At 54.7% G+C, this 22,823-nt stretch carries 21 protein-coding genes; 6 read left to right on the top strand and 15 right to left on the bottom strand.

The window, feature by feature from the left end; genetic code table 11:
- Nucleotides 1-8: 8 nt before the first annotated feature.
- The 3 genes from sdhA to sdhC are packed head-to-tail and all read right to left on the bottom strand — an operon-like array spanning nucleotide 9 to nucleotide 2,507.
- Entirely contained in the window at nucleotides 9-1,775 is a 1,767-nt protein-coding gene (sdhA, locus tag SGBXF1_RS06015) for a succinate dehydrogenase flavoprotein subunit (protein WP_037418138.1), read from the bottom strand.
- A gap of 1 nt (nucleotide 1,776) precedes the next feature.
- Nucleotides 1,777-2,124 carry a succinate dehydrogenase membrane anchor subunit gene (gene sdhD, locus SGBXF1_RS06010; RefSeq protein WP_012005699.1) on the bottom strand — a complete coding sequence of 116 codons (348 nt, stop codon included), beginning with the start codon at nucleotides 2,122-2,124 and terminating at the stop codon, nucleotides 1,777-1,779.
- Nucleotides 2,118-2,507: a succinate dehydrogenase cytochrome b556 subunit gene (gene sdhC / locus SGBXF1_RS06005; RefSeq protein ID WP_004949747.1), complete on the bottom strand. Its 390-nt coding sequence runs from the start codon at nucleotides 2,505-2,507 to the stop codon at nucleotides 2,118-2,120. The genes sdhD and sdhC overlap by 7 nt, the downstream gene beginning before the upstream one ends.
- Nucleotides 2,508-3,240: 733 nt before the next feature.
- On the opposite strand from sdhC, the gene SGBXF1_RS06000 reads away from it, so the two are divergent.
- The gene (locus tag SGBXF1_RS06000) at nucleotides 3,241-4,533 is read left to right on the top strand and encodes a citrate synthase (protein ID WP_186427972.1); all 1,293 of its coding nucleotides are present in this window, start codon (nucleotides 3,241-3,243) and stop codon (nucleotides 4,531-4,533) included.
- Between the two features lie 59 nt (nucleotides 4,534-4,592).
- Here SGBXF1_RS06000 and nei read toward each other — a convergent pair whose 3' ends face one another.
- The 12 genes from nei to SGBXF1_RS05940 form a co-directional block, all read right to left on the bottom strand.
- Entirely contained in the window at nucleotides 4,593-5,384 is a 792-nt protein-coding gene (gene nei, locus SGBXF1_RS05995) for an endonuclease VIII (protein WP_186427971.1), read from the bottom strand.
- Nucleotides 5,385-5,441: 57 nt separating this feature from the next.
- On the bottom strand, nucleotides 5,442-6,086 hold the full coding sequence (gene pcp, locus SGBXF1_RS05990; RefSeq protein WP_061806890.1) for a pyroglutamyl-peptidase I: 645 nt from the start codon (nucleotides 6,084-6,086) through the stop codon (nucleotides 5,442-5,444).
- A 9-nt stretch (nucleotides 6,087-6,095) separates the two neighbouring features.
- On the bottom strand, nucleotides 6,096-7,115 hold the full coding sequence (locus tag SGBXF1_RS05985; protein WP_130379589.1) for a DUF979 domain-containing protein: 1,020 nt from the start codon (nucleotides 7,113-7,115) through the stop codon (nucleotides 6,096-6,098).
- Entirely contained in the window at nucleotides 7,112-7,843 is a 732-nt protein-coding gene (locus SGBXF1_RS05980; RefSeq protein WP_186427970.1) for a DUF969 domain-containing protein, read from the bottom strand. Before SGBXF1_RS05980 ends, SGBXF1_RS05985 begins: the two co-directional genes overlap by 4 nt.
- 111 nt (nucleotides 7,844-7,954) lie before the next feature.
- Nucleotides 7,955-8,692 carry a 5-oxoprolinase subunit PxpA gene (gene pxpA, locus SGBXF1_RS05975; RefSeq protein ID WP_037418127.1) on the bottom strand — a complete coding sequence of 246 codons (738 nt, stop codon included), beginning with the start codon at nucleotides 8,690-8,692 and terminating at the stop codon, nucleotides 7,955-7,957.
- Nucleotides 8,682-9,614 carry a 5-oxoprolinase subunit PxpC gene (gene pxpC / locus SGBXF1_RS05970; RefSeq protein ID WP_186427969.1) on the bottom strand — a complete coding sequence of 311 codons (933 nt, stop codon included), beginning with the start codon at nucleotides 9,612-9,614 and terminating at the stop codon, nucleotides 8,682-8,684. The genes pxpA and pxpC overlap by 11 nt, the downstream gene beginning before the upstream one ends.
- Nucleotides 9,608-10,264, bottom strand: a complete 657-nt coding sequence (gene pxpB / locus SGBXF1_RS05965; RefSeq protein ID WP_073963415.1) for a 5-oxoprolinase subunit PxpB — start codon at nucleotides 10,262-10,264, stop codon at nucleotides 9,608-9,610. Before pxpB ends, pxpC begins: the two co-directional genes overlap by 7 nt.
- Before the next feature lie 162 nt (nucleotides 10,265-10,426).
- Nucleotides 10,427-11,170, bottom strand: coding sequence for a type 2 GTP cyclohydrolase I (locus SGBXF1_RS05960; RefSeq protein WP_061806889.1), 744 nt, complete (start codon nucleotides 11,168-11,170; stop codon nucleotides 10,427-10,429).
- 17 nt (nucleotides 11,171-11,187) lie between these two features.
- Nucleotides 11,188-12,168 carry an MBL fold metallo-hydrolase gene (locus SGBXF1_RS05955; protein WP_186427968.1) on the bottom strand — a complete coding sequence of 327 codons (981 nt, stop codon included), beginning with the start codon at nucleotides 12,166-12,168 and terminating at the stop codon, nucleotides 11,188-11,190.
- Between the two features lie 22 nt (nucleotides 12,169-12,190).
- Nucleotides 12,191-13,621: a deoxyribodipyrimidine photo-lyase gene (gene phrB / locus SGBXF1_RS05950; RefSeq protein ID WP_186427967.1), complete on the bottom strand. Its 1,431-nt coding sequence runs from the start codon at nucleotides 13,619-13,621 to the stop codon at nucleotides 12,191-12,193.
- A 15-nt stretch (nucleotides 13,622-13,636) separates the two neighbouring features.
- Nucleotides 13,637-14,590 (bottom strand): YbgA family protein, encoded by a 954-nt coding sequence (locus tag SGBXF1_RS05945; RefSeq protein ID WP_061806886.1) that lies wholly within the window; start codon nucleotides 14,588-14,590, stop codon nucleotides 13,637-13,639.
- Nucleotides 14,591-14,734: 144 nt separating this feature from the next.
- On the bottom strand, nucleotides 14,735-14,941 hold the full coding sequence (locus tag SGBXF1_RS05940) for a YbfA family protein (RefSeq protein WP_037418110.1): 207 nt from the start codon (nucleotides 14,939-14,941) through the stop codon (nucleotides 14,735-14,737).
- A 446-nt stretch (nucleotides 14,942-15,387) separates the two neighbouring features.
- Between SGBXF1_RS05940 and SGBXF1_RS05935 the strand changes: the two genes are divergently transcribed.
- The 5 genes from SGBXF1_RS05935 (at nucleotide 15,388) to kdpD (ending at nucleotide 22,822) form a co-directional block, all read left to right on the top strand.
- A complete protein-coding gene (locus SGBXF1_RS05935) occupies nucleotides 15,388-15,477 on the top strand; it encodes a K(+)-transporting ATPase subunit F (RefSeq protein ID WP_004949718.1) in 90 nt (29 codons plus the stop codon).
- Nucleotides 15,477-17,165 (top strand): potassium-transporting ATPase subunit KdpA, encoded by a 1,689-nt coding sequence (gene kdpA, locus SGBXF1_RS05930; RefSeq protein WP_186427966.1) that lies wholly within the window; start codon nucleotides 15,477-15,479, stop codon nucleotides 17,163-17,165. The genes SGBXF1_RS05935 and kdpA overlap by 1 nt, the downstream gene beginning before the upstream one ends.
- Before the next feature lie 229 nt (nucleotides 17,166-17,394).
- Nucleotides 17,395-19,464, top strand: coding sequence for a potassium-transporting ATPase subunit KdpB (gene kdpB, locus SGBXF1_RS05925; protein ID WP_037418104.1), 2,070 nt, complete (start codon nucleotides 17,395-17,397; stop codon nucleotides 19,462-19,464).
- A gap of 19 nt (nucleotides 19,465-19,483) precedes the next feature.
- Nucleotides 19,484-20,053, top strand: a complete 570-nt coding sequence (gene kdpC, locus SGBXF1_RS05920) for a potassium-transporting ATPase subunit KdpC (protein ID WP_037418102.1) — start codon at nucleotides 19,484-19,486, stop codon at nucleotides 20,051-20,053.
- A 75-nt stretch (nucleotides 20,054-20,128) separates the two neighbouring features.
- A complete protein-coding gene (gene kdpD / locus SGBXF1_RS05915; protein ID WP_037418099.1) occupies nucleotides 20,129-22,822 on the top strand; it encodes a two-component system sensor histidine kinase KdpD in 2,694 nt (897 codons plus the stop codon).
- Nucleotide 22,823 lies beyond the last annotated feature (1 nt).

Here is a 22,823-nt window from a genome sequence, read left to right as displayed (position 1 = left end):
CTCCGCAATTAGTAAGAACGCACTTTCGGCGGGAATGCCGGGCGCAGCTTCGGTTGCATGTTCACTTCACGACGCGTCATGCTTTCCGATTGCGGCTGATACAGCGAGTGACACAGCCAGTTGGCATCATCACGTTCTGGGAAGTCGAAGCGGCTGTGTGCGCCACGGCTCTCGGTACGGAAGTTGGCCGACACGGCAGTGGAAAACGCAGTCTCCATCAGGTTATCCAACTCCAGACATTCGATGCGCTGGGTGTTGAACTCGCTGGAGGTATCGTCCAGACGTGCATTCTTCAGACGTTCACGGATCTCTTTCAGCTCTTCCAGGCCTTTTGCCATCGCATCACCTTCACGGAATACCGAGAAGTTGTGCTGCATGCAGGCTTGCAGTGCCTTACGGATTTCAACCGGATCTTCACCTGAACGGGTGTTGTTCCAGCGGTTCAGGCGATCCAGCGACGCTTCTACATCGGATTCGCTCGCTTCACGGCTGGCGCCCTGCTCGAGGATAGATTCCTGCAGATGCATGCCGGCGGCACGACCGAACACCACCAGATCCAGCAACGAGTTACCGCCCAGACGGTTGGCGCCGTGCACCGATACGCAGGCAATTTCGCCAACGGCGAACAGGCCTGGGATCACGACATCCTCGCCTTTCTCGTTCACAGTCAGTGCCTGACCAGTCACTTTGGTCGGAATACCGCCCATCATATAGTGGCAGGTTGGGATAACCGGGATAGGCTCTTTCACTGGATCGACGTGCGCGAAGGTGCGCGACAGTTCCAGAATGCCCGGCAGGCGGGATTCCAGCACGTCTTTACCCAGATGATCCAGCTTCAGTTTGACGTGTGGGCCCCATGGACCGTCACAGCCACGACCTTCACGGATTTCAATCATGATCGAACGTGCAACCACGTCGCGACCCGCCAGGTCTTTAGCGTTCGGCGCATAGCGCTCCATGAAACGCTCGCCGTGTTTATTCAGCAGATAACCGCCTTCACCACGGCAACCTTCGGTCACCAGCACCCCAGCACCAGCGATGCCGGTCGGGTGGAACTGCCACATTTCCATGTCCTGCACAGGCACGCCGGCACGAATTGCCATGCCAACACCGTCACCGGTATTGATATGTGCGTTAGTGGTGGACTGATAAATACGGCCTGCGCCGCCCGTTGCCAACACGGTCGCCTTGGCTTTGAAGTAAACTACTTCACCGGTTTCAATGCAGATAGCGGTGGTACCGACTACCGCGCCATCCTGGTTTTTTACCAGATCCAGTGCGTACCACTCGGAGAAGATAGTGGTGTGGTTTTTCAGGTTCTGTTGATACAGGGTATGCAGCAAGGCATGACCGGTACGGTCAGCTGCCGCCGCAGTACGGGCCGCCTGCTCGCCACCGAAGTTCAGTGACTGACCGCCGAATGGACGCTGATAGATGCGGCCATCATCCGTACGAGAAAACGGCAGCCCCATATGTTCCAGTTCCAGAACGGCTTCAGGGCCGGTTTTACACATATATTCGATGGCGTCTTGGTCACCGATATAATCGGACCCTTTCACCGTGTCATACATATGCCATTCCCAGTTATCTTCGTGGTTGTTACCCAGGGCTACGGTAATACCACCCTGTGCAGACACGGTATGGGAACGGGTCGGGAATACTTTGGACAGCAGGGCACAAGAAGAACCCGCTTGAGAAATTTGCAGTGCCGCGCGCATACCTGCGCCGCCTGCACCGATAACGACAGCATCAAACTCTCTGACCGGCAGTTTCATCTTACGCACCCCACACTACGATTGTTCCGTACAGTAAATAGACCAGCAACACGACAACGATCGCCAGTTGCAACACCAGACGTACCGCTACCGGCTTGACGTAATCCGTCAGCACCTGCCACAAACCGATCCAGGCGTGAGCCAGAATCGACAGCAGCGTCAGCAGCGTGAACACTTTCGTAATAGAGGTGGCGAAGAAGCCGCGCCAGATTTCGTAGGTGAGATCCGGAGCCGTGACAAAAAAGCCCAGGATATACAGAACATACAGGGTGATGACGATAGCGGAAGCACGCAGTAACAACCAATCGTGTACGCCGTTGCGTCCTAATGCAGAAACATTGTTTACCATACGAGGACTCCAGCCAGAACTGACAGCACGACGGTCAGACCGATCGCCACCTGGGCAGAACGGGTACCGGCGGCTAAACTCTCTTCGATATAGCCAAAATCCATTAACAAATGGCGAATGCCACCGCAAATGTGATAGGCCAGCGCAGTGAGGATGCCCCAGAATATGAATTTGACAACGAAGCTATTCATGATGGCAGCAGCCTGCATGAAACCCTCTTGGGAAGAGAGTGACAGGCCCAGCAGCCAGAGGAGGATACCCACGGCAACGAAGGTAATTACGCCAGAGACTCGGTGTAAGATGGACGCTATCGCAGTTACGGGAAACTGAATCGTTTGCAGATCCAGGTTGACAGGTCTTTGTTTTTTCACGTTTTTGCCCACACAGCTCTTATTATTTTCCTTCCTCCGGCCTGGGCGGGGATCAGACAGCGTTAAGAGCCAAAACCCTCACACGTCACGCGCTCAAACAACAACATCCTCTGTGCTTAAACGGCGCGTAGTTATAACGCTGGGTGCTCCTACTTCAGGGTATCCCGGAGACCTGGCGGCAGTATAGGAGGATCACATTCTGATTACAATTCCCATACAATCCCTTTGGTAACATTTCCCCCGAACAGTGATTTAGATCACGGATTTCACAATTAGCATAAAATTAATTATCTGATTTGACAAGAGATCAACAATTCCATTACATATAGGGGCACAAACGGCCCTATGATGCGCTATAGGTCAGCAGATACACTTCCCCCGATGTTCAGGATATGCAACAGTGTATTTGAAAGAACCTATCCCAATGGCGGTTTTTGCCGATCGCATTTGCAGCACATTGCCGCAGATAAGAACAAATAAGGCATATAAAACAGTTTATTGGGATAGGTTCAACCACCCCCGAACACGTCGTAGGTAAGATTAACAGAACATAACGAATTCCGATGAATCGTTAACAACTGGTCACCCACCTCGTTCGCCTGGTTAGCACTCTGTACCCTACCCGCGCATTTGCGCAGTCGCTCACAGAGTTAGCGTCCGCTCCATTTTTTGCGGGCAACCTGAGGAGAATTAAGGTATTTCAGTTGTTAGAGGTTTTTAAAATAAGGCGCAAAGGAGACTGTAAATGACTGATAAGAAAGCGACGCTAACCATTAATGATGGTGAAGCTCCAATCGAACTGGGCGTATTAACCCCGACACTGGGCCCCGATGTCCTCGATGTCCGCGCCCTGGGCTCCAAAGGTTATTTCACGTTTGATCCCGGCTTTACCTCTACCGCTTCCTGCGAATCAAAAATCACTTTTATCGACGGTGACAAAGGCGTACTGCTGCACCGCGGCTTCCCGATCGAACAGCTGGCGAAAGAGTCTTCCTATCTGGAAGTGTGCTATATCCTGCTGTATGGCGAAACGCCAACCTCAGAAGAGTTCGAGACCTTCAAAACCACCGTGACCCGTCACACCATGATCCACGACCAGATCACCCATCTGTTCCGTGGTTTCCGTCGTGACTCACACCCAATGGCTGTGCTGTGTGGTGTAACCGGCGCCCTGGCGGCGTTCTACCACGATGCACTGGACGTCAACAACGAGCGTCACCGCGAGATCACCGCGTTCCGCCTGCTGTCCAAAATGCCTACCGTGGCAGCCATGTGTTACAAATATTCTCTGGGCCAGCCGTTCGTTTACCCACGTAACGATCTGTCCTATGCCGGCAACTTCCTGCATATGATGTTCGCCACTCCGTGTGAAGAATACGTGGTGAACCCAGTGCTGGAACGCGCTATGGATCGCATCCTGATCCTGCACGCAGACCATGAGCAGAATGCGTCCACCTCAACCGTGCGTACCGCAGGTTCTTCAGGCGCTAACCCGTTTGCCTGTATTGCTGCTGGCATCGCTTCCCTGTGGGGACCAGCACACGGCGGCGCCAACGAAGCCGCACTGAAGATGCTGGAAGAGATCAAAACCGTTGAGCACATCCCAGAGTTCATCAAGCGCGCCAAGGACAAGAACGACTCGTTCCGTCTGATGGGCTTCGGCCACCGCGTCTATAAGAACTACGACCCACGCGCCACCGTGATGCGCGAAACTTGTCACGAAGTGCTGAAAGAACTGAACAAGAAGGACGACAACCTGTTGCAAGTGGCGATGGAGCTGGAACACATCGCGCTGAACGACCCGTACTTCATCGAGAAGAAACTGTACCCGAACGTCGACTTCTACTCAGGCATCATCCTGAAGGCGATGGGGATCCCTTCTTCCATGTTCACCGTTATCTTTGCCATCGCCCGTACCATCGGCTGGATTGCACACTGGAACGAAATGCATGACGAAGGCATCAAGATTGCCCGTCCGCGTCAGTTGTACACCGGCTATGCCGAGCGTGACTTCAAGTCTCAAGTAAAAAACAAATAACGCCGCTTTACCCTACGTATTGCAGCAAGACGCCGTCCTTAGGGGCGGCGTTTTTTTTACTATTTCTGGCAAACAGGGCACCAATAGAAAGGGCGTGAAGACAGCGAGGTGCGCTCGATCATCGCACCGCAACGCTCACAGGGTTCACCACTGCGGTGAAATACTTTAAAACTGAACAGTGCGCCATGATGGCGGTTTTCATGCACCTGTCCACGTGTCTGGTAAGACAACCGCGGCACTGCCAATAAAGCCTCCGCCAGTCGCTGTAAAATGTCAGGCTCCAACTCTTGCGGCTTATGTTGAGGTGCCAACTCTGCCTGCCAGAGAATTTCAGCACGCAGATAGTTGCCCAACCCCGCAAGAAAAGCCTGATCGAGCAACATGCCCCCCAGTTGCCTACGGCGAAACGCCGGTGACAGCAGCCTTTGCTCCACCGCGGCCACCGTTAACGTCATATCCAGTACGTCGGGGCCGATACGTTGTAAGAACGGATGCTGCTCGATTTCCTCACGCGGCCCGACAGTAATCTCCGACGCGCTGTACAACAAAATTGCTCGTTCGGCTGTTTCGAGCCGTACCCGCAAATCACGTTTTGTTTCAGGTATCTCCCCTGCGTTCACCACCTTCCATACACCATACAATTGGTTATGGCTGTACAGCGTCAATCCGTTGGAAAAATGGGTTAGCAGCGCCTTGCCACGCGGTTCAATAGCAATAATGCGCTCGCCAATTAACTGGTTGCGATAATGTTTAAGCTGGGGGAAAGCAAAACCGACCTCGGTCAGCGGCTGGTCGAGCACTGCCGCCGCCAGTGCATCTGCCGCCCGGCGAATTTCCGGTCCTTCCGGCATATGAATACTCCTGAATAAGCCCCCGGTACAGCTAGCCGCACCGGGGAATGACGCATGCTAGTGTGTTGCACCGCCAACCACTTTCAAATCATGTTCCACCTGCAATGCAATGGAGATCGCCAGCTCGAGGGCAAACAACACCGTGTTCGCCGCCATGCTCGGCGCACCAGGGTGCGCCGCCGCCTGTTCCGGCAGATAAGGGATATGAATAAACCCACCCTTGATTGCCTGTTGGTCACTTAAGCGGTGCAACAAACCGTACATCACATGGTTGCAGACATAGGTCCCTGCCGTTTGTGATACCGAGGCCGGGATACCGGCTTCACGCATCGAGTTCACCATTGCCTTGATCGGCAAAGTGCTGAAATAGGCGGCAGGCCCACTTGCAACGATAGTTTCGTCTATTGGCTGCTGCCCCTGATTATCGGGGATACGCGCATCATCGATGTTGATCGCCACCCGTTCAAGGGTTATGTCGGTGCGACCACCAGCCTGACCGATAGCCAGCACCATCACAGGTTGCACCTCATCAATCGCGGCATTCAGTGCTTCCAACGCCGCGCCAAATACACAGGGCAGTTGGCGCGCAATAATGCGCGCGCCAGCAAATTCCATATCATTGAGTTGCTTGACCACTTCCCACGAAGGATTAACGCGTTCGCCGCCAAAGGGCTCAAAACCCGTGATCAATACCTTTTGCATGCGTTCTCCTTACAGGAACATCAGGAAATAAAGCAGGAATACGTTAACCAGCAGCAACAACACCCCAGTTGGTACCTGTGCCTTGATCACCGCATTCTTGTCCGGCAGTTCCAGTAACGCCGCCGGTACAATATTAAAGTTAGCAGCCATTGGCGTCATCAGCGTGCCGCAATAGCCGGAAAACATGCCGATAGCCGCCATAACCGCTGGGTTCCCCCCGTGCTGCAATACCAGGATCGGGATACCGATACCGGCAGTGACGATCGGGAAAGCAGCAAAGGCATTGCCCATCACCATCGTCAGCAACGCCATACCGATGGCGTAAACCGCTACGGCAATAAAGCGATTGTCGACCGCCAGATACTCTTGAGTCAGATGAGAAATGGCCGTGCCGACACCAGCAGCGGTAAACAACAGGCCCAGCGTGGCGAGAATTTGCGGCAAAATAAACGCCCAACCGATGGAATCCAGCAGGCGACGCGCTTCCTGGATCGGTTGCAGCGCTTTTTCATGGGTCATTTTCACTGCGATAACCAGGCCAAGCAAACAGCCGACGGTCATCGAGAACAAAGTAATCAGGGTGGCGTGATTGCCACTGCCGAATACCGCGGTTTGCAGAGCCGGAATATTATTGAACAACAGCACGCCAATCACCGTTACCACCGGGATGGCCAACGCAGGAATAAACAGCCGGTTGCCCAAGCGCTTGGCACTCTCTTCACGTTGCTGTGGAGTACGCTGGTGATAGCTACCAAGGCGTACACCGCCAAAGCCGGCGATCAATGCCATGATCACCACCACCACGCCGACAATGATGTGCAGCATGCGTTTCTCATTGCTGCCCTCACCCAGTACGTCACCTAACAGACTATAAGTCCAGTCACCGACCAGGAACACCAGACCATACAGCGCCCAGAACAGGCCCGTGGTGATACGGCGTGGATTGGCACGATCGCGGAAAGACATCACTGCCACGATCAACAGCACCACGCCCGCCAACCAGTAGAGATATTGTTGTTGGAAAGTCATTGGACATCTCCTTTGGCCTGCAACGCCGCCTGATTGAGCTGCGAAAGTTCAGCGCTGAGCTGTTTATCCATCCGGTAAAGCCGGAATGAATGGATCAGGAAGGCGAAGATGGCGGTTGGGATACCCCAAAGTGCGATATGCAATGGCTCGGTCTGAATACCACCAGACTCCAGCATAAAGTTGTGCATGAAGATAATTGCGCCGAAGGCCACGAAAATATCTTCACCAAAGAACAACCCGACGTTATCCGTAGCAGCAGACATAGCACGCAGGCGGTGACGCGTACGTTCTGGCAATTCTCCATAGCGATTTTCTGCCGCTCCTTCAGCCATCGGTGCCAGCAACGGGCGAACCATTTGCGGGTGACCACCCAGGCTGGTCAGCCCCATGGCGGCGGTGATTTCACGCACAAACAGATAAACGATCAACAACCGTCCGGCGGTAGCACTTTTGATCTTGGCGATCCACGCCTGTGCGCGTTCTTTTAGCCCGTGGCGCTCCAGCAAGCCAATCACCGCCAATGGCAGTAACAAAATCAGCGGCAGGTTACGGGTATTGAGGAAGCCTTCACCCAGTTTTTCCAGGATAGTATCCAGCGGCATCAGCGCTGCCAGCCCGGTGATAATGCCGGCGACAATCACTACCAGCACAGGATTAAAGCGTAAAACAAATCCAACCACGATGGCGGCGATGCCGATCAGTGGCCATAGATTAACGGCCTGTTCCATTATATCTCCCTTTTACCCTTCGCCTTTCAAGCCGCAGCGTTGTTACCTGCAACTCGAAATTCATTGGGTAATGTTGTGTTGTGTGTTTGTGTTGTATGTATTTAATTATTTTTATTCAGCGCTGACGCTGATGCCTTCCAGGGCAAAACGTTCGCGCAATGTTCGTGCATATTCCAGCGCATGTTCACCGTCCCCATGCAGGCAGACGGTTTCAGCTTGAACGGCGGCCCAAGTGCCGTCCAGCGTACGAACCCGATGGTGACGTACCATTTCAAGTGTTTGTGCCAACGCCAGGTCATCACTGGTAATCAGCGCCCCAGTCTGACCACGCGGCACCAGCGTGCCATCGGCCTGATAGCCACGATCGGCAAAAACTTCCTGCCGAGTTGTGAGCCCCTGTTGTTGACCGGCGCGGATCAGCTCACTGCCTGCCAGCCCCACCAGCCGTAATGTCGGATCGACCGCTTTAACCGCCCGGGCGATAGCTTCCGCCAGTTCCGGTTCTACCGCGGCCTGGTTATACAACATGCCATGGGGCTTCACATGTACCATCACCCCACCTTCAGCACGGGCGATCGCGGCCAGTGCGCCAAGTTGATACACCACTTGCGCATACACTGTCTCTGGCGGCAATTGCATACGGGTGCGGCCAAAATTCTCACGGTCGGGAAAGCTTGGATGTGCGCCAATAGCGACACCGTATTGCAGTGCCCAACGCACCGATTGACGCATGGTTTGCGCATCCCCGGCGTGGAAACCGCAGGCAATATTGGCCGAGCTGACCAGTTGCAGCAGCGCCTGATCGTTGGCGCAACCCTCCCCAAGATCGGCATTCAAATCAACGATCATTTAACCCCCAGGCAATCTGTTGGATAAAGTGTTCCTGTTCAGCCTTGGCACGTTGCGCCTCTGCCAACGTACAGGGAACAAAGTGGATGGCTTCACCCAGACGAATCTGCGCCAAATGGTAGAGATCGGCCTCGATCACGCAGGCAATACGCGGGTAACCCCCGGTAGTCTGTGCATCCGCCATCAGCACGATTGGCTGGCCGTTATGTGGCACCTGTACGACGCCCGGTAGCAGGCCATGTGACAACATTTCACGATCGGTGGTGCGGTTTAACGCATTGCTGCCATGCAGGCGATAGCCCATACGATTGCTCTGCGGACTCAGTTGCCAAGCGGTACGCCAGAAAGCCTCTTTCGCCTCTTCACTGAATTCATCATATTCCGGCCCTGGCAACGCACGGATGCGGTTGTTGAACAGCAATTGCTTTACGCCAGTGCTCTGCTGTGGCAATAAAAGTCCCTGCCCCAATGGCAGACTGTCACCATCTCGCAGATTGCGCCCTTCCAGCCCGCCAAAGGCCGCTTTGCTATCGGTGCTATGGGAGCCAAGCATTTCCGGAACAGCGATACCACCAGCTATCGCCAGATAAGTACGCATGCCGCGTTTTGGCATTTTCAGAACAAGCTGTTGACCCGCATTGACCGGATAACGCCAGCCGGTCCATAGCGGTTTCCCGTCCAACTGCGCATCGCAACCGGCACCGGTCAGAGCGATCCAACCTGGCTGGGTAAATTCGGCGCTGAATTGCCCAAGAGTGATTTCCAGACCAGCAGCTTTGGCGTCATTACCTACCAGCAAGTTAGCGATCCTCAACGCAGGTTGGTCGAGAGCGCCCCCCTGGCTGATCCCCAGACGACGGAAACCGTTACGGCCCAGATCCTGCACCGTGGTGTAAATACCCGCACGCAAGATCTTCAACATACGCCCTCCTTCTGTGGCACAAACCGCACGCTATCGCCGGGGCGCAGCAAGGTTGGTGGCATTTCATAAGGATTAAACAGCGCCAACGGTGTACGCCCAATCAACTGCCAGCCACCGGGAGTGACCAACGGATAAATACCGGTCTGGCTCCCGCCAATGCCTACAGAACCTGCTGCCACTGACAGGCGTGGTTCGGCGCGACGCGGCGTCGCCAATTTTTCAGGCATACCGCCCATGTAGGAGAAACCAGGTTGAAAACCAAGGAAATAAACCACGTAGGCCGCTGAGGAGTGGCATTCCACTACCTGCCGTGGCGTCATACCGGTGTGGCGAGCCACTTCATCCAGGTCAGGCCCATCCTGGCCACCATAAATAACCGGAATATCCACCTGACGTGATTCCGGTACCAGGCTTTCCTTACTATCCCAGCCCTCTTGTAACAGCACCAACATCGCTTCCGCGTCAGCCTTCGGTGTATTCAACAGCAGCGTAAGATTGTTCATACCCGGCACCACTTCACGCACGTCGGGATGATGATTCAGTTTTTCGGCCAGCGCCCAGATCCGCTGCTGGCTCGACAGCGTCACCGGCGGCGACAGTTCAAGCACTACCGCTCTTTCACCTAATAAGTAACATCGTGCTCGTTGCACCCTTTTCCCCTTATCCCTGTCGTCTTTTATTATTTGCAAAACCTATCTGTTATGCGCGACAGCGCTCTGGCTGTCAATAGAACAACCTTTGATAAAATAAGGGATTAGGCTATTAAAAGGATTCAGCCACGGTAAAAACCGGGCTGGATCCTGGGAGGAAAATCAGGCGGGATTGGGGATATCGATAAAGGTCACATCAAAGCCATGCTGTTGGGCCAGCCACTCACCGAGCGCCTTTACACCACCACGCTCAGTGGCATGGTGACCAGCCGCAAAGAAATGAATGCCCATTTCCCGCGCGCTGTGAATAGTCTGTTCAGAAACTTCGCCACTGATGAAAGCGTCCACGCCAAAACGTGCCGCGCTATCGATAAAACCCTGACCGCCGCCGGTACACCAGGCGACGCGGCGGATATGAGCCGGCGCATTATCACCACAGTGCAGCACAGAACGGCCCAGACGGCTTTCGATACGCTGTTGCAGTTCAATACCGGTCAATGGCTGCTCGAATTCGCCGTGCGGCACCAGCGGCTCCACTTCGCCAATCACCCGGATCCCGAGTAAATGTGCCAACTGCGCGTTATTGCCCAACACCGGATGTGCGTCCAGCGGCAAGTGATATCCATACAGGTTGATATCATTGCTCAGCAGAGTTTTCAGTCGGTTGCGTTTCATACCGCGTACCGATGGCGCTTCGTTTTTCCAGAAATAACCGTGGTGCACCACAATAGCATCCGCCTGGTGTACCACTGCGGCATCCAGCAAGGCCTGGCACGCAGTAACACCAGTAACAATACGCTGCACATGCGGCCGCCCTTCCACTTGCAGGCCATTTGGCCCGTAATCCTGAAACGCGGCGGTGTTCAGTTCGCTGTTGATCAACTGTTCCAGATCGAGGTTACGCATAAAGTTCTCTCTTCAATTCAAAATGTCTGCCGTTCGCCCTGTTCCATCAGGATAAATTTTACGCCCAGACTGTTGCCCTGTTCCAACTGTTGCTTAATGGTCGCACGCACGTCGTCACCTTGCTTCAGGCTGGGTTTGATATGGCTGATCACCACCGGGAAATCTTTCAGTGAACCTTCGCCGCCGCTGTACTGCGTCAGATTTTTCAGTTCCTTCAGCAGCCACGCTGGCGTCAAATGCCCATACAGATTTTTATCCTCCACCTCATTGGGGTAGGACGTTTCGATGATCATCCCTTTCAGTTTTTTCTGTTCGATTAACGGCCCCAGCACACGCCAGGCGCTATCCAGATTACGTGATTGCTCAAGTGCATCCGGCCCGGTATCGCCGAAATAAGCAAAAGACCCGCTGCGGTCGGACACCAGCAACATCGATGACGGGTAACGGTCATGGCTGAGCGGATACATCACGCCCGTCAAGCCGGTGACGCCAAGAGTCACACGTTGCTGCGGCCTCACCGTTTGCAAACGGTAAGTGCCCAACCTCGAACCATTGCCGGAGTCGGTGAAGTTTGGCCAAGCCTTCCAGTTAAAATAATGATTACGCAGGGTCAGAATGGTATCTGCCTGGGCATAGATATTCTTCTTGCTGTCTTCCGGCGAGCCGATAATCAGCCCCGCCACATGGTCGAGATGGCCGTGACTGATAAAATAAGCGCCTATCAGTTGGCGGAATATGTAGCCTTGCGGGGTATAAGGCGCAGCCAATTCAGGGGTGACTTGAGGGAAACTGCCCTTTTCCAGCCCTTTGGCGATACCTGGCAGCAGCGAACCGGCATCCAGCGCCAGATACTGCGACTGATTGTCGCTGCGGATCAAGTAGGAGGTTAGATTGCCGTCGCTAACCCCACCGTCCACACCTAACGCCACGACATCAAAACCAGCTATCGCCAGGGCTGAATAACCGCTCAGGCACAGGGCCAGCACCTTTTTCATCATTATGTCGCTCCTTGCTGTTGCCTTAATATTCCCCGCGCTTCGCCGCTTCAAAGGCTGCCAGCGTCTCCAACCGCGCCTGCTTGTGGTCGACAATCGGCAGCGGATAATCCAGCACACGCTGCTGTTGATCCGCCCAGCGATGGGGTTGATGGATAGCATTGTCCGGTACATCCGCCAGCTCGGGCAACCATTTACGGATAAAAGTGCCTTGCGGATCAAAACGTTCGCCTTGAGTGGTCGGGTTAAAGATGCGGAAATATGGCGCGGCGTCGGTACCGGTTGACGCTGCCCACTGCCAGCCGCCGTTATTGGCCGCCAGATCACCGTCTACCAGCTGTGACATGAAATAGCGTTCGCCAGCGCGCCAATCAATCAGCAAGTCTTTCACCAGAAAGCTGGCGCTGATCATACGTAACCGGTTGTGCATCCAACCGGTTTTATTCAACTGACGCATGGCTGCATCGACAATCGGATAACCCGTTACGCCCTGCTGCCAGGCCTGCAATAACTCTGGATTATTCCGCCAGCGTACCCTATCCGTCCAATCGATAAAGGGACGGTGCCTGCATAACGCAGGATAAGCCACCATCAAATGCCGATAAAACTCACGCCAGATCAGCTCATTGAGCCAACCAAAGGCGCCGCTATCGTTGTTTTCCAATACCTGCGGGCATTCAGCTCGCAGGCGGTTAAAACATTGGCGCGGCGACAAGATGCCAATCGCCAGATAAGGCGACAGGCTGCTGGTGCCAGCAATGGCAGGCCGATCTCGTTGCTCAAGGTAATCTTGCACCTGCTCACGACAAAAAGTACGTAACCGTTGCAGCGCCGCCTCTTCTCCTGCGGGGAAATCCCCCATTGCCTCTGCAGGCGGGTAATTAAACGCTTCAGGTACGGCGGTTATTGGCAGCGCACCACCAGCCCGCATTTTGGGTGCAGGTAGGGAACGGACGTCCGATTCTGTCAGGCGTTGAATAAAAGCTTTACGAAACGGCGTATAGACCTTGTACATTTCACCGCCACCGGTTTGCACGCTACCTGGTGGCAATAACAGGCTGTCATCAAAACGCTGACAAACCACTTTTCCGGCTAAACACTGTTCCAACTGTTGATCACGATCGCGTTCGTTGATTTCGTACTGGCGATTGTAAAATAGCCTATCTACCTGCTCCTGCTCGCAGTAAGCGGCCAACCAGTCAACCGAGGTGGCGAAATCATCACATTGATGGTAGCCGAATGGGATGCCACGCTCAGCAAGAGCCTGCTGCACCAGCAGTAAATTGGCATGGATAAATGCCGCCTGGCGCGGTGCCATTTCGTGCTGTAACCATTGTTGCGGGGTAGCGATAAACACGGCCAACACGCGTGCGTCAGGATCGCTGCAGGCGGCGTGCAGCGCTTTATTGTCGGTAATACGCAGATCGTTACGCAACCAGACCAGATGCGTGGTCATAAAACTCCTTGTCGGTTAGTGGCCATAACGCAGGCGCAACGCCTCTGGATAGGGTTCGAAATAGCGCTGATCGGCCAGATAGCGATCGGGGTACTCAGCCATGTAATGTTTAAGCAGGGTGATCGGTGCCAGTAGCGGTTGTACGCCCTGCCGATAACGATCAATCAACTGTGCCAGTTCCTGGCGCTGCGCAGAACTCAGATGACTGCGGAAATAACCCTGCACATGCATCAGCACGTTGGTGTGGTTACGGCGCGTCGCCTTGTGGGCCAACAGTTTCATCAGGCGACTACGGTATTCAATGGCAAATGCCTCCAGCGACGCCCATTTATCCACGTCAGCCACAAAACGGCCCAACTCACGGTATTCCGGCTGTGAATGCGCCAGCAGCGACAGCTTGTAACGGCTATGAAAGGCGATCAACCCACCCCGGGTTAATCCTTTGCGCCACAGCATGTTCAATTCATACAGCGCATAAACGCGCTCTACAAAATTTTCCCGCAGCGCCGCATCGTTCAACCGCCCATCTTCTTCCACCGGCAACCAGGGCATTTGCCGCAGCAGCTCGGCAGTGTACAGCCCGACACCGCTTTTACGCGCGCCTTCGCCGCTATCGTCATATAGCCGGACTCGTTCCATACCGCAGCTTGGCGAGTTGGCGCAAACAATGTAACCGCACAAATGCTGCAAGGCAGCAATGCGTTGTGCTGAAAACTGCTGCATCTGGTCGGTCACATCAATGCTGTCGTCATTGCTGTAGCGCAACGCTATATGATGTTGTTTTTTGATCAACCGCAGCGCCGGACGCGGGGTCGGCATACCGATCGCCATTTCCGGACATACCGCTTCAAAACGCACATAAGGTGCCAGTTGTTCTACTGCGAAGGCCAAGCGTTTATGGCCGCCGTCAAATCGCACCTTCTCACCCAGCAGGCAGGCGCTGATCCCGATAGGAATTTTGTCACTCATCAATAGGCTCCCGCAGCATTGGATGATGTTAAAAGTGTAGAGGAATTTCCCTCTGGGGACGAACCTTACCGGTACAATGACTGAACCGCGCCCATAAAAAAACCCCCGCTGTAAAGCGAGGGTTTTACGGGACGACGCCAACGATCAGTAAAAATCGCAGGACGCCAGTTCCGCCTGTTGCAGCCAGACCGGCTTATCGCTGGTTTTTGACCAGACGCGATGCAGATAGCTGTAAAAACGTGCGCGGTCGCTACGGAAAAGCATTACCGGTAAAGCCAATACACCTGCCAGGATCACTGCGCTGCGGCGCAGGAGAATCCGATGCAATGAATAAGCGTGATAGATAGACATGCGAACCTCCTCAAAAAACGCCTGGCCGTTGATTTATCTTGGAAACAGCACTGGCGTAAACAATTAAAATGAGACCATTTGGTAACTGGACAAAATTTTAGCGCAATTGATGAAAGTTTACTACTCATCCGACCACTAAATAGGTCAAAAAATCGCAATTAAATACATCATCACGTAATTTTGTTACACCAAGGTTAATAATTAACTAACCATTGGTTACATTGTGGATATTCACAGCCTATTTACGCCAAACAGCTTATTGTGAGTACGGCATGCTGGCTCAAGAGCGCCCCCGCTCAAAAAAAACACCGTCAAAAAGCCATTTTTCGCTGTAATTTCAGCCATTTTTATACTTTTTTTACACCGGCCCACGCTATTTTTTCATCTTCTTTCTACCGCCCTCCCTACACTCGCCTTATCAAAAACTACACCTCTGGAGGTGTCCTGTGAGTATCAGCGTTATTGGTGGTGCGCTGTTGGTCCTGCTGCTGTTGGGCTATCTGGTTTATGCCCTGTTCAATGCGGAGGATTTCTGATGGCGGCTTCAGCCTTTTTATTGATTGCCAGCTTCCTACTGGTGCTTCTGCTGCTAGCACGTCCATTGGGCGGTTTTCTGGCACGGTTGATCGAAGGTGAACAGCTGCCAGCAATGCGTCAGTTAGAAGCTGCCGTTTGGCGCTGCTGTGGCAATACTACCGCTGAGATGAAATGGTGGCAGTACGCGCTGGCGATCATGTGGTTTAACCTGCTCGGTCTGGCTTTGCTGTTCGTGCTGTTGATGACACAAGGTTCACTGCCACTTAACCCGCAGGGCTTCCCCGGCCTGTCCTGGGATCTGGCGTTCAATACTGCCGTTAGCTTTGTCACCAACACCAACTGGCAGGCCTACAGCGGTGAAAGCACACTCAGCTATTTCAGTCAGATGGCGGGATTGGCAGTACAGAACTTCCTGTCAGCCGCGACCGGTATCGCGGTGGCATTTGCCTTAATCCGCGCCTTCACTCGCCGTTCCAGTGCCACCATCGGTAATGCATGGATCGACATATTCCGCGTGACGCTATACGTATTACTGCCCATTTCACTGCTGATTGCCTTGTTCTTCGTCAGCCAAGGCACACTGCAAAACTTCTTGCCTTACGTGCATATCAGCACGCTGGAAGGTGCGCAGCAGACGCTGCCAATGGGACCGGTAGCCTCACAGGAAGCGATCAAGATGCTCGGTACCAATGGCGGCGGCTTCTTTGGCGCTAACTCAGCGCATCCGTTCGAAAACCCAACGGTGCTGACCAACTTTGTGCAGATGCTGGCGATCTTCTTGATCCCGTGCGCGCTGTGTTTCGCTTTTGGCCGTGTGGCTGGGGAGAACCGTCAGGGCCACGCGTTGATCTGGGCAATGGCGCTGATCTTTGTGGTCGCGGTCGTTGTGGTCATGTTTGCCGAACTGGCGGGTAACCCGCATTTGAGCGAGTTGGGCAGCAATAGCAACATCAACATGGAAGGCAAGGAATCACGCTTTGGCATTCTCGCCACCAGCCTGTTTTCGGTGGTGACTACTGCGGCCTCCTGCGGTGCTGTCAATGCCATGCATGACTCCTTCACTGCGCTGGGTGGCATGGTACCCATGTGGCTGATGCAAATTGGTGAAGTGGTATTCGGCGGCGTCGGTTCTGGTCTGTACGGCATGTTGTTGTTCGTCCTGCTGACCGTATTTATTGCCGGTTTGATGATTGGCCGTACACCCGAATACCTGGGCAAAAAAATTGATGTCTATGACATGAAAATGACCGCGCTGGCGATTCTGGTGACACCGACGCTGGTGCTATTGGGTACGGCACTGGCCATCGCGACCGACGCAGGACGCGCCGGTATCCTGAATCCAGGTGCACACGGTTTTAGCGAAGTGCTGTATGCCGTGTCGTCCGCAGCCAACAACAACGGTAGTGCCTTTGCCGGGCTGAGCGTCAACACGCCGTTCTACAACCTGCTGTTGGCCTTTGCCATGTTCGTCGGCCGCTTCGGGGTGATCCTGCCGGTGCTGGCAATTGCCGGTTCGCTGTGTGTCAAGAAACGGCAGCCGGCGGGTAACGGCACCCTGCCAACCTATGGGCCGCTGTTTATCGGCCTGTTGATCGGCACCGTACTGCTGGTGGGCGCATTGACCTTCGTACCGGCGCTGGCGCTGGGACCGGTGGCTGAGCATTTGCAACTTTGGCTGACCAAATAACCGACGCATTCCCGTCGCCTTTCGAGCCGCAGCGTTGTTACCTGCTTTACAAGACCCATCCGTGGGCCTTGCCCCTTCGGGGCCGCTGCAAGCAGCGTTCAAATCTGTTCCCGACAGATTTGTCGCTCACCCCAGTTACTTACTTAAGTAAGCGCCTGGGGATAAGAGAGCTGGTCGCCTAGCTGCAGCTCGAAATCCATAGGGAATGAAATAGGAAGAGAGAATAAAGATGACTCGCAAACAACGCGCGCTGTTTGAACCGGCATTGGTCCGTACCGCGCTGATCGATGCGCTGAAAAAATTGGATCCGCGCACCCAATGGCGTAACCCAGTGATGTTCGTGGTGTATATCGGCAGCATCCTGACCACAGTGATCTGGTTAGCGATCCTCGCCAAACAGACGGAGGGTAACGCGGCCTTTACCGGTAGCATTGCTCTGTGGCTGTGGTTCACCGTACTGTTCGCTAACGTTGCCGAAGCGCTGGCCGAGGGGCGCAGCAAGGCCCAGGCGGAGAGCCTGAGGGGCACCAAGAAAACCAGTTGGGCGAAGAAATTGGCGGGACCGCGCCGTGATGGGGCTACCGAGAAAGTTTCCGCCGAGAGCCTGCGAAAAGGTGACATCGTCCTGGTAGAGGCCGGTGACACCATTCCGTGCGACGGGGAAGTGCTCGAAGGCGGCGCATCGGTCGATGAAAGCGCCATTACTGGTGAATCTGCCCCGGTTATACGTGAATCCGGCGGCGACTTCTCCTCGGTAACCGGCGGTACCCGTGTTCTGTCCGACTGGCTGGTGGTGCAGTGCAGCGTCAACCCAGGCGAAACCTTCCTCGATCGAATGATTGCCATGGTGGAAGGCGCCAAACGCCGTAAAACTCCGAACGAAGTGGCACTGACTATTCTGTTGGTCGCACTGACCATTGTGTTCGTGCTGGCGACAGCCACCCTGTTCCCGTTCTCGCAATATAGCGTGGAAGCCGCAAACGGGGGTTCTGTCGTCACCATCACCGTACTGGTGGCACTGCTGGTCTGTCTGATCCCTACGACTATTGGCGGTCTGCTGTCTGCCATCGGCGTGGCAGGCATGAGCCGTATGCTGGGTGCCAACGTCATCGCCACCAGCGGCCGGGCGGTAGAAGCCGCCGGTGACGTGGACGTGTTACTGCTGGATAAAACCGGCACCATCACGCTGGGTAACCGCCAAGCTTCCGAGTTCCTGCCGGCACCTGGGGTAAAAGAACAGGAACTGGCCGATGCCGCACAGCTGTCTTCATTGGCCGATGAAACGCCGGAAGGCCGCAGCATTGTGGTACTGGCCAAGCAACGCTTCAACCTGCGCGAACGTGATCTACAGGCATTGAATGCCACTTTTGTGCCCTTCTCCGCACAGACGCGCATGAGCGGCGTCAACGTGCAGGACCGCATGATCCGTAAAGGCGCGGTGGATGCCATTCGCCGCCACGTAGAATCTAATCAGGGCCACTTCCCGCAAGCGGTGGACGATTTGGTCGCCAGCGTGGCACGTACCGGCGGCACGCCATTGGTGGTGGCCGAAGGCCCACGTGTGCTGGGGGTGGTCGCACTGAAAGATATCGTCAAGGGCGGTATCAAAGAGCGCTTCGCCGAACTGCGCAAAATGGGCATCAAAACGGTAATGATCACCGGTGATAACCCACTGACCGCGGCAGCTATCGCCGCCGAAGCCGGGGTGGATGACTTCCTATCGGAAGCAACTCCGGAAGCCAAGCTGGCGTTGATTCGCCAATATCAGGCGGAAGGACGCCTGGTCGCGATGACTGGCGACGGTACCAACGACGCCCCAGCACTGGCACAGGCCGATGTCGCGGTAGCGATGAACTCGGGAACCCAGGCCGCCAAAGAAGCGGGCAACATGGTTGATCTGGATTCCAACCCGACCAAGCTGATTGAAGTGGTGCATATCGGTAAACAAATGCTGATGACACGTGGCTCACTGACGACGTTCAGTATCGCCAATGACGTGGCCAAGTATTTTGCCATTATTCCGGCGGCGTTCGCGGCAACCTATCCACAGTTGAACGCGCTAAACGTGATGCATCTGCACTCCCCTGCCTCCGCCATTATGTCGGCGGTTATTTTCAACGCATTGGTGATTGTGTTCTTGATCCCACTGGCGCTGAAAGGGGTGAGCTACAAGCCAATGAGTGCTGCCGCACTGCTGCGTCGCAACTTATGGATCTACGGTGTCGGTGGTCTGTTAGTCCCGTTTGTCGGCATCAAGTTGATCGATCTAGTCCTGGTTGCTTTGCACATTGCCGGTTAATAATTGAGAGGAAATAACTATGTCTTACTTACGTCCTTCGCTGGTTATGCTGATCCTGCTGACGTTGATTACCGGTATCGCCTACCCGTTGTTGACGACCGGACTGTCGCAGTTACTGTTTTCCCGCACAGCCAACGGCTCGCTGCTGCATCAGGGGGACAACGTGATCGGCTCGGCGTTAATTGGCCAAAACTTCACTAAACCGGAGTATTTCTGGGGACGCCCTTCTGCCACCGGTGATTCAGCCTATAATGCCATGGCGTCTGCCGGCAGCAACCTGGCTGCCACCAACCCGGCGCTGGATAAAGCCATCGCTGAACGTGCAGCGCAATTGCGCCAAGCCAACCCAGCGATGAAAGGCCCGATCCCGGTCGATCTGCTGACTGCATCTGGCAGTGGCCTGGATCCACAAATTTCGCTTGCGGCGGCGCAATACCAATTGGCCCGAGTTGCTGCGGCACGTCAATTAGCACCGGAGCAAATCGCCAAACTGATTGATGAAAGCACCGATCAGGCGACCCCCAATTTTATGGGAGAGTCAGTAGTTAACGTGCTGAAATTAAATCTGGCACTCGACGCATTGAAATAATGCCCTAAGTGTTAAAGGGTAAGTATTGGGTCCGGCATGCCGGACCCGCTTTACGTTGCTGCAAAAGGAACTCCAATGGTGGATGAGGAACAACAGCGCCCCGACCCTGACAGCCTGCTGGCGCTGGCCAATGAAAAACCCCGTGGCCGCCTGAAGGTGTTCTTCGGCGCCTGCGCCGGGGTGGGCAAAACCTACGCCATGTTGCAGGAGGCACAGCGGCTGCGTGGCCAGGGACTGGACGTGCTGGTGGGTGTGGTGGAGACCCACGGTCGCAGCGAAACCGCTGCCCTGCTGAATGGGTTAGATGTGTTACCACAAAAGCGCATTCAGTATCGCGGCAGGGTGGTGCAGGAGTTTGATCTTGATGCCGCACTCGCTCGCCACCCGGCGCTGGTCCTGATGGACGAACTGGCGCACAGCAATGCCCATGGCTCACGCCACCCGAAACGCTGGCAGGACGTGGAAGAACTGCTGGATGCAGGCATCGACGTACTGACCACGGTCAACGTACAACATCTGGAAAGCCTAAACGACGTGGTGGGCGGCGTAACCGGGGTGCGAGTACGCGAAACAGTGCCCGACCATGTCTTCGACGAAGCCACCGAGGTGGTGCTGGTTGACCTGCCGCCGGACGATCTGCGTCAGCGCCTGAATGAAGGCAAGGTGTATATCCCCGGTCAAGCCGAACGTGCTATCGAGCACTTTTTCCGTAAAGGCAACTTGATTGCCCTGCGTGAACTGGCGTTACGCCGCACTGCCGATCGGGTTGATGATCAGATGCGTGCCTTCCGCGATACCCAAGGCCGAGAACGCGTCTGGCATACCCGCGACAGCATTCTGCTGTGCGTCGGCCATAATAGCGGCAACGAAAAGCTGGTGCGTATCGCCGCCCGCCTGGCAGCCAGACTGGGTTGCCACTGGCACGCGGTATATGTGGAAACACCAAAGCTTCACCGCTTGCCGGAGAATCAACGTCGGGCAATACTGCGAGCGCTGCGGCTGGCACAGGAATTGGGTGCCGAAACCGCAACGTTGTCCGAGCCTTATGAAGAACGAGCAGTGCTGCGTTATGCCCGTGAGCACAACCTGGGTAAAATCATTATTGGTCGTCGTAGTGAGCAACGCTGGAAACTGCGCGGCAGCTTTGCCGACCGCCTCGGTCGGCTCGGCCCTGACCTCGACTTGGTGATTGTCGCACTGGAAAACGACAGTTTTCCGCCGCCAGGTAAAGAGCATGATAATCGTAACTTTACCGAAAAGTGGCGAATTCAGTTGCGCGGTTGCGCGGTGGCCGTCGCACTCTGCGCCCTGATCACCCTGCTGTCCCAGTGGCTGCTGCCGGGCTTCGACCAAGCCAACCTGGTGATGGTCTACTTACTTGGTGTTGCCATTGTCGCGCTGTTCTTTGGCCGCTGGCCCTCCGTGCTGGCGGCAGTGATCAACGTCGCCAGCTTTGACCTGTTTTTCGTCCAGCCCGAATGGTCGTTTGCCGTCAGTGATATGCAATATCTGCTGACCTTTGCCGTCATGTTGATTGTTGGCATTACCATCGGCAACCTGACTGCCGGCGTTCGTTATCAGGCCCGCGTCGCACGTTATCGTGAACAACGTGCTCGTCATCTGTATGAGATCTCCCGTGGGCTGAGCCAGGCACTGACAACCGAAGACATCGCCAAAACCAGCCGCCATTTCCTCTCCAGTAGCTTCCAGGCAAAAACCGTGCTGTTGCTGCCACAGGAGGACGGTAAGTTGCAGCAAATGGTCGGGGAAACCGGTGGGTTGTTATCGGTGGATGAAGCTATCGCACGCTGGAGCTTTGATAAGGGCATGCCTGCCGGTGCCGGTACCGACACCCTGCCCGGAGTCCCCTATCAGCTGCTGCCATTAGCCACGTCGAAACAAACCTTTGGCTTATTGGCCATCGAACCCAGCAACCTTCGCCAACTGATGGTGCCGGAACAACAGCGGTTGCTCCAGACCTTTGCAGTCTTAATCGCCAGTGCGTTGGAACGCTTACACTTGGCACGCAGTGCCGAGGAAGCCAAACTGGATGCTGAACGCGAGCAACTGCGCAACTCGCTCTTGGCGGCCCTGTCTCACGATTTACGCACCCCGCTGACGGTGTTGTTCGGTCAGGCGGAAATTCTGACGCTCGACCTAGCGGCAGAAGGCTCCAATCATGCGCCACAAGCGAGTCAAATCCGCCAACAGGTGCTGAGCACCACACGGCTGGTGAACAACCTACTGGACATGGCACGTATTCAATCGGGTGGCTTTAACCTGCGTAAAGAGTGGCAGTCACTGGAAGAGATCGTCGGCGCATCACTGCATATGCTGGAACCGTTGATGACTCAGCATCAGATCAAGGTTGAGCTGCCACCAGAGCAGATATTGGTTAACTGCGATGGCAGTTTGTTGGAGAGGGTTTTCACTAACCTGTTGGAAAATGCCAATAAATATGCCGGCTACGATGCTACTATCGGCATTCGTGCCCATACTCTGCCTGAATGGCTGGAAGTCGAAGTCTGGGACAATGGCCCGGGAATTCCCGAAGGGAAAAAGCAGCTTATTTTCGATAAATTTTCCCGTGGCAATAAAGAATCTGCGATCCCCGGTGTGGGTTTGGGGTTAGCGATTTGCCGTGCCATTATTGAAGTACATGGTGGCCGTATCTGGGCAGAAAACGGTGCCAACGGCGGTGCCAGTTTCCGCTTTGTGCTACCGCTGGAAAAACCACCGGAAATAGACAATGAAGCCTTTGATCTTTAAT

It is taken from the genome of Serratia grimesii (assembly GCF_900186025.1).
Classification (GTDB): Bacteria; Pseudomonadota; Gammaproteobacteria; order Enterobacterales; family Enterobacteriaceae; genus Serratia; species Serratia grimesii.
This window is presented reverse-complemented; position numbering and strand designations above follow the sequence as displayed.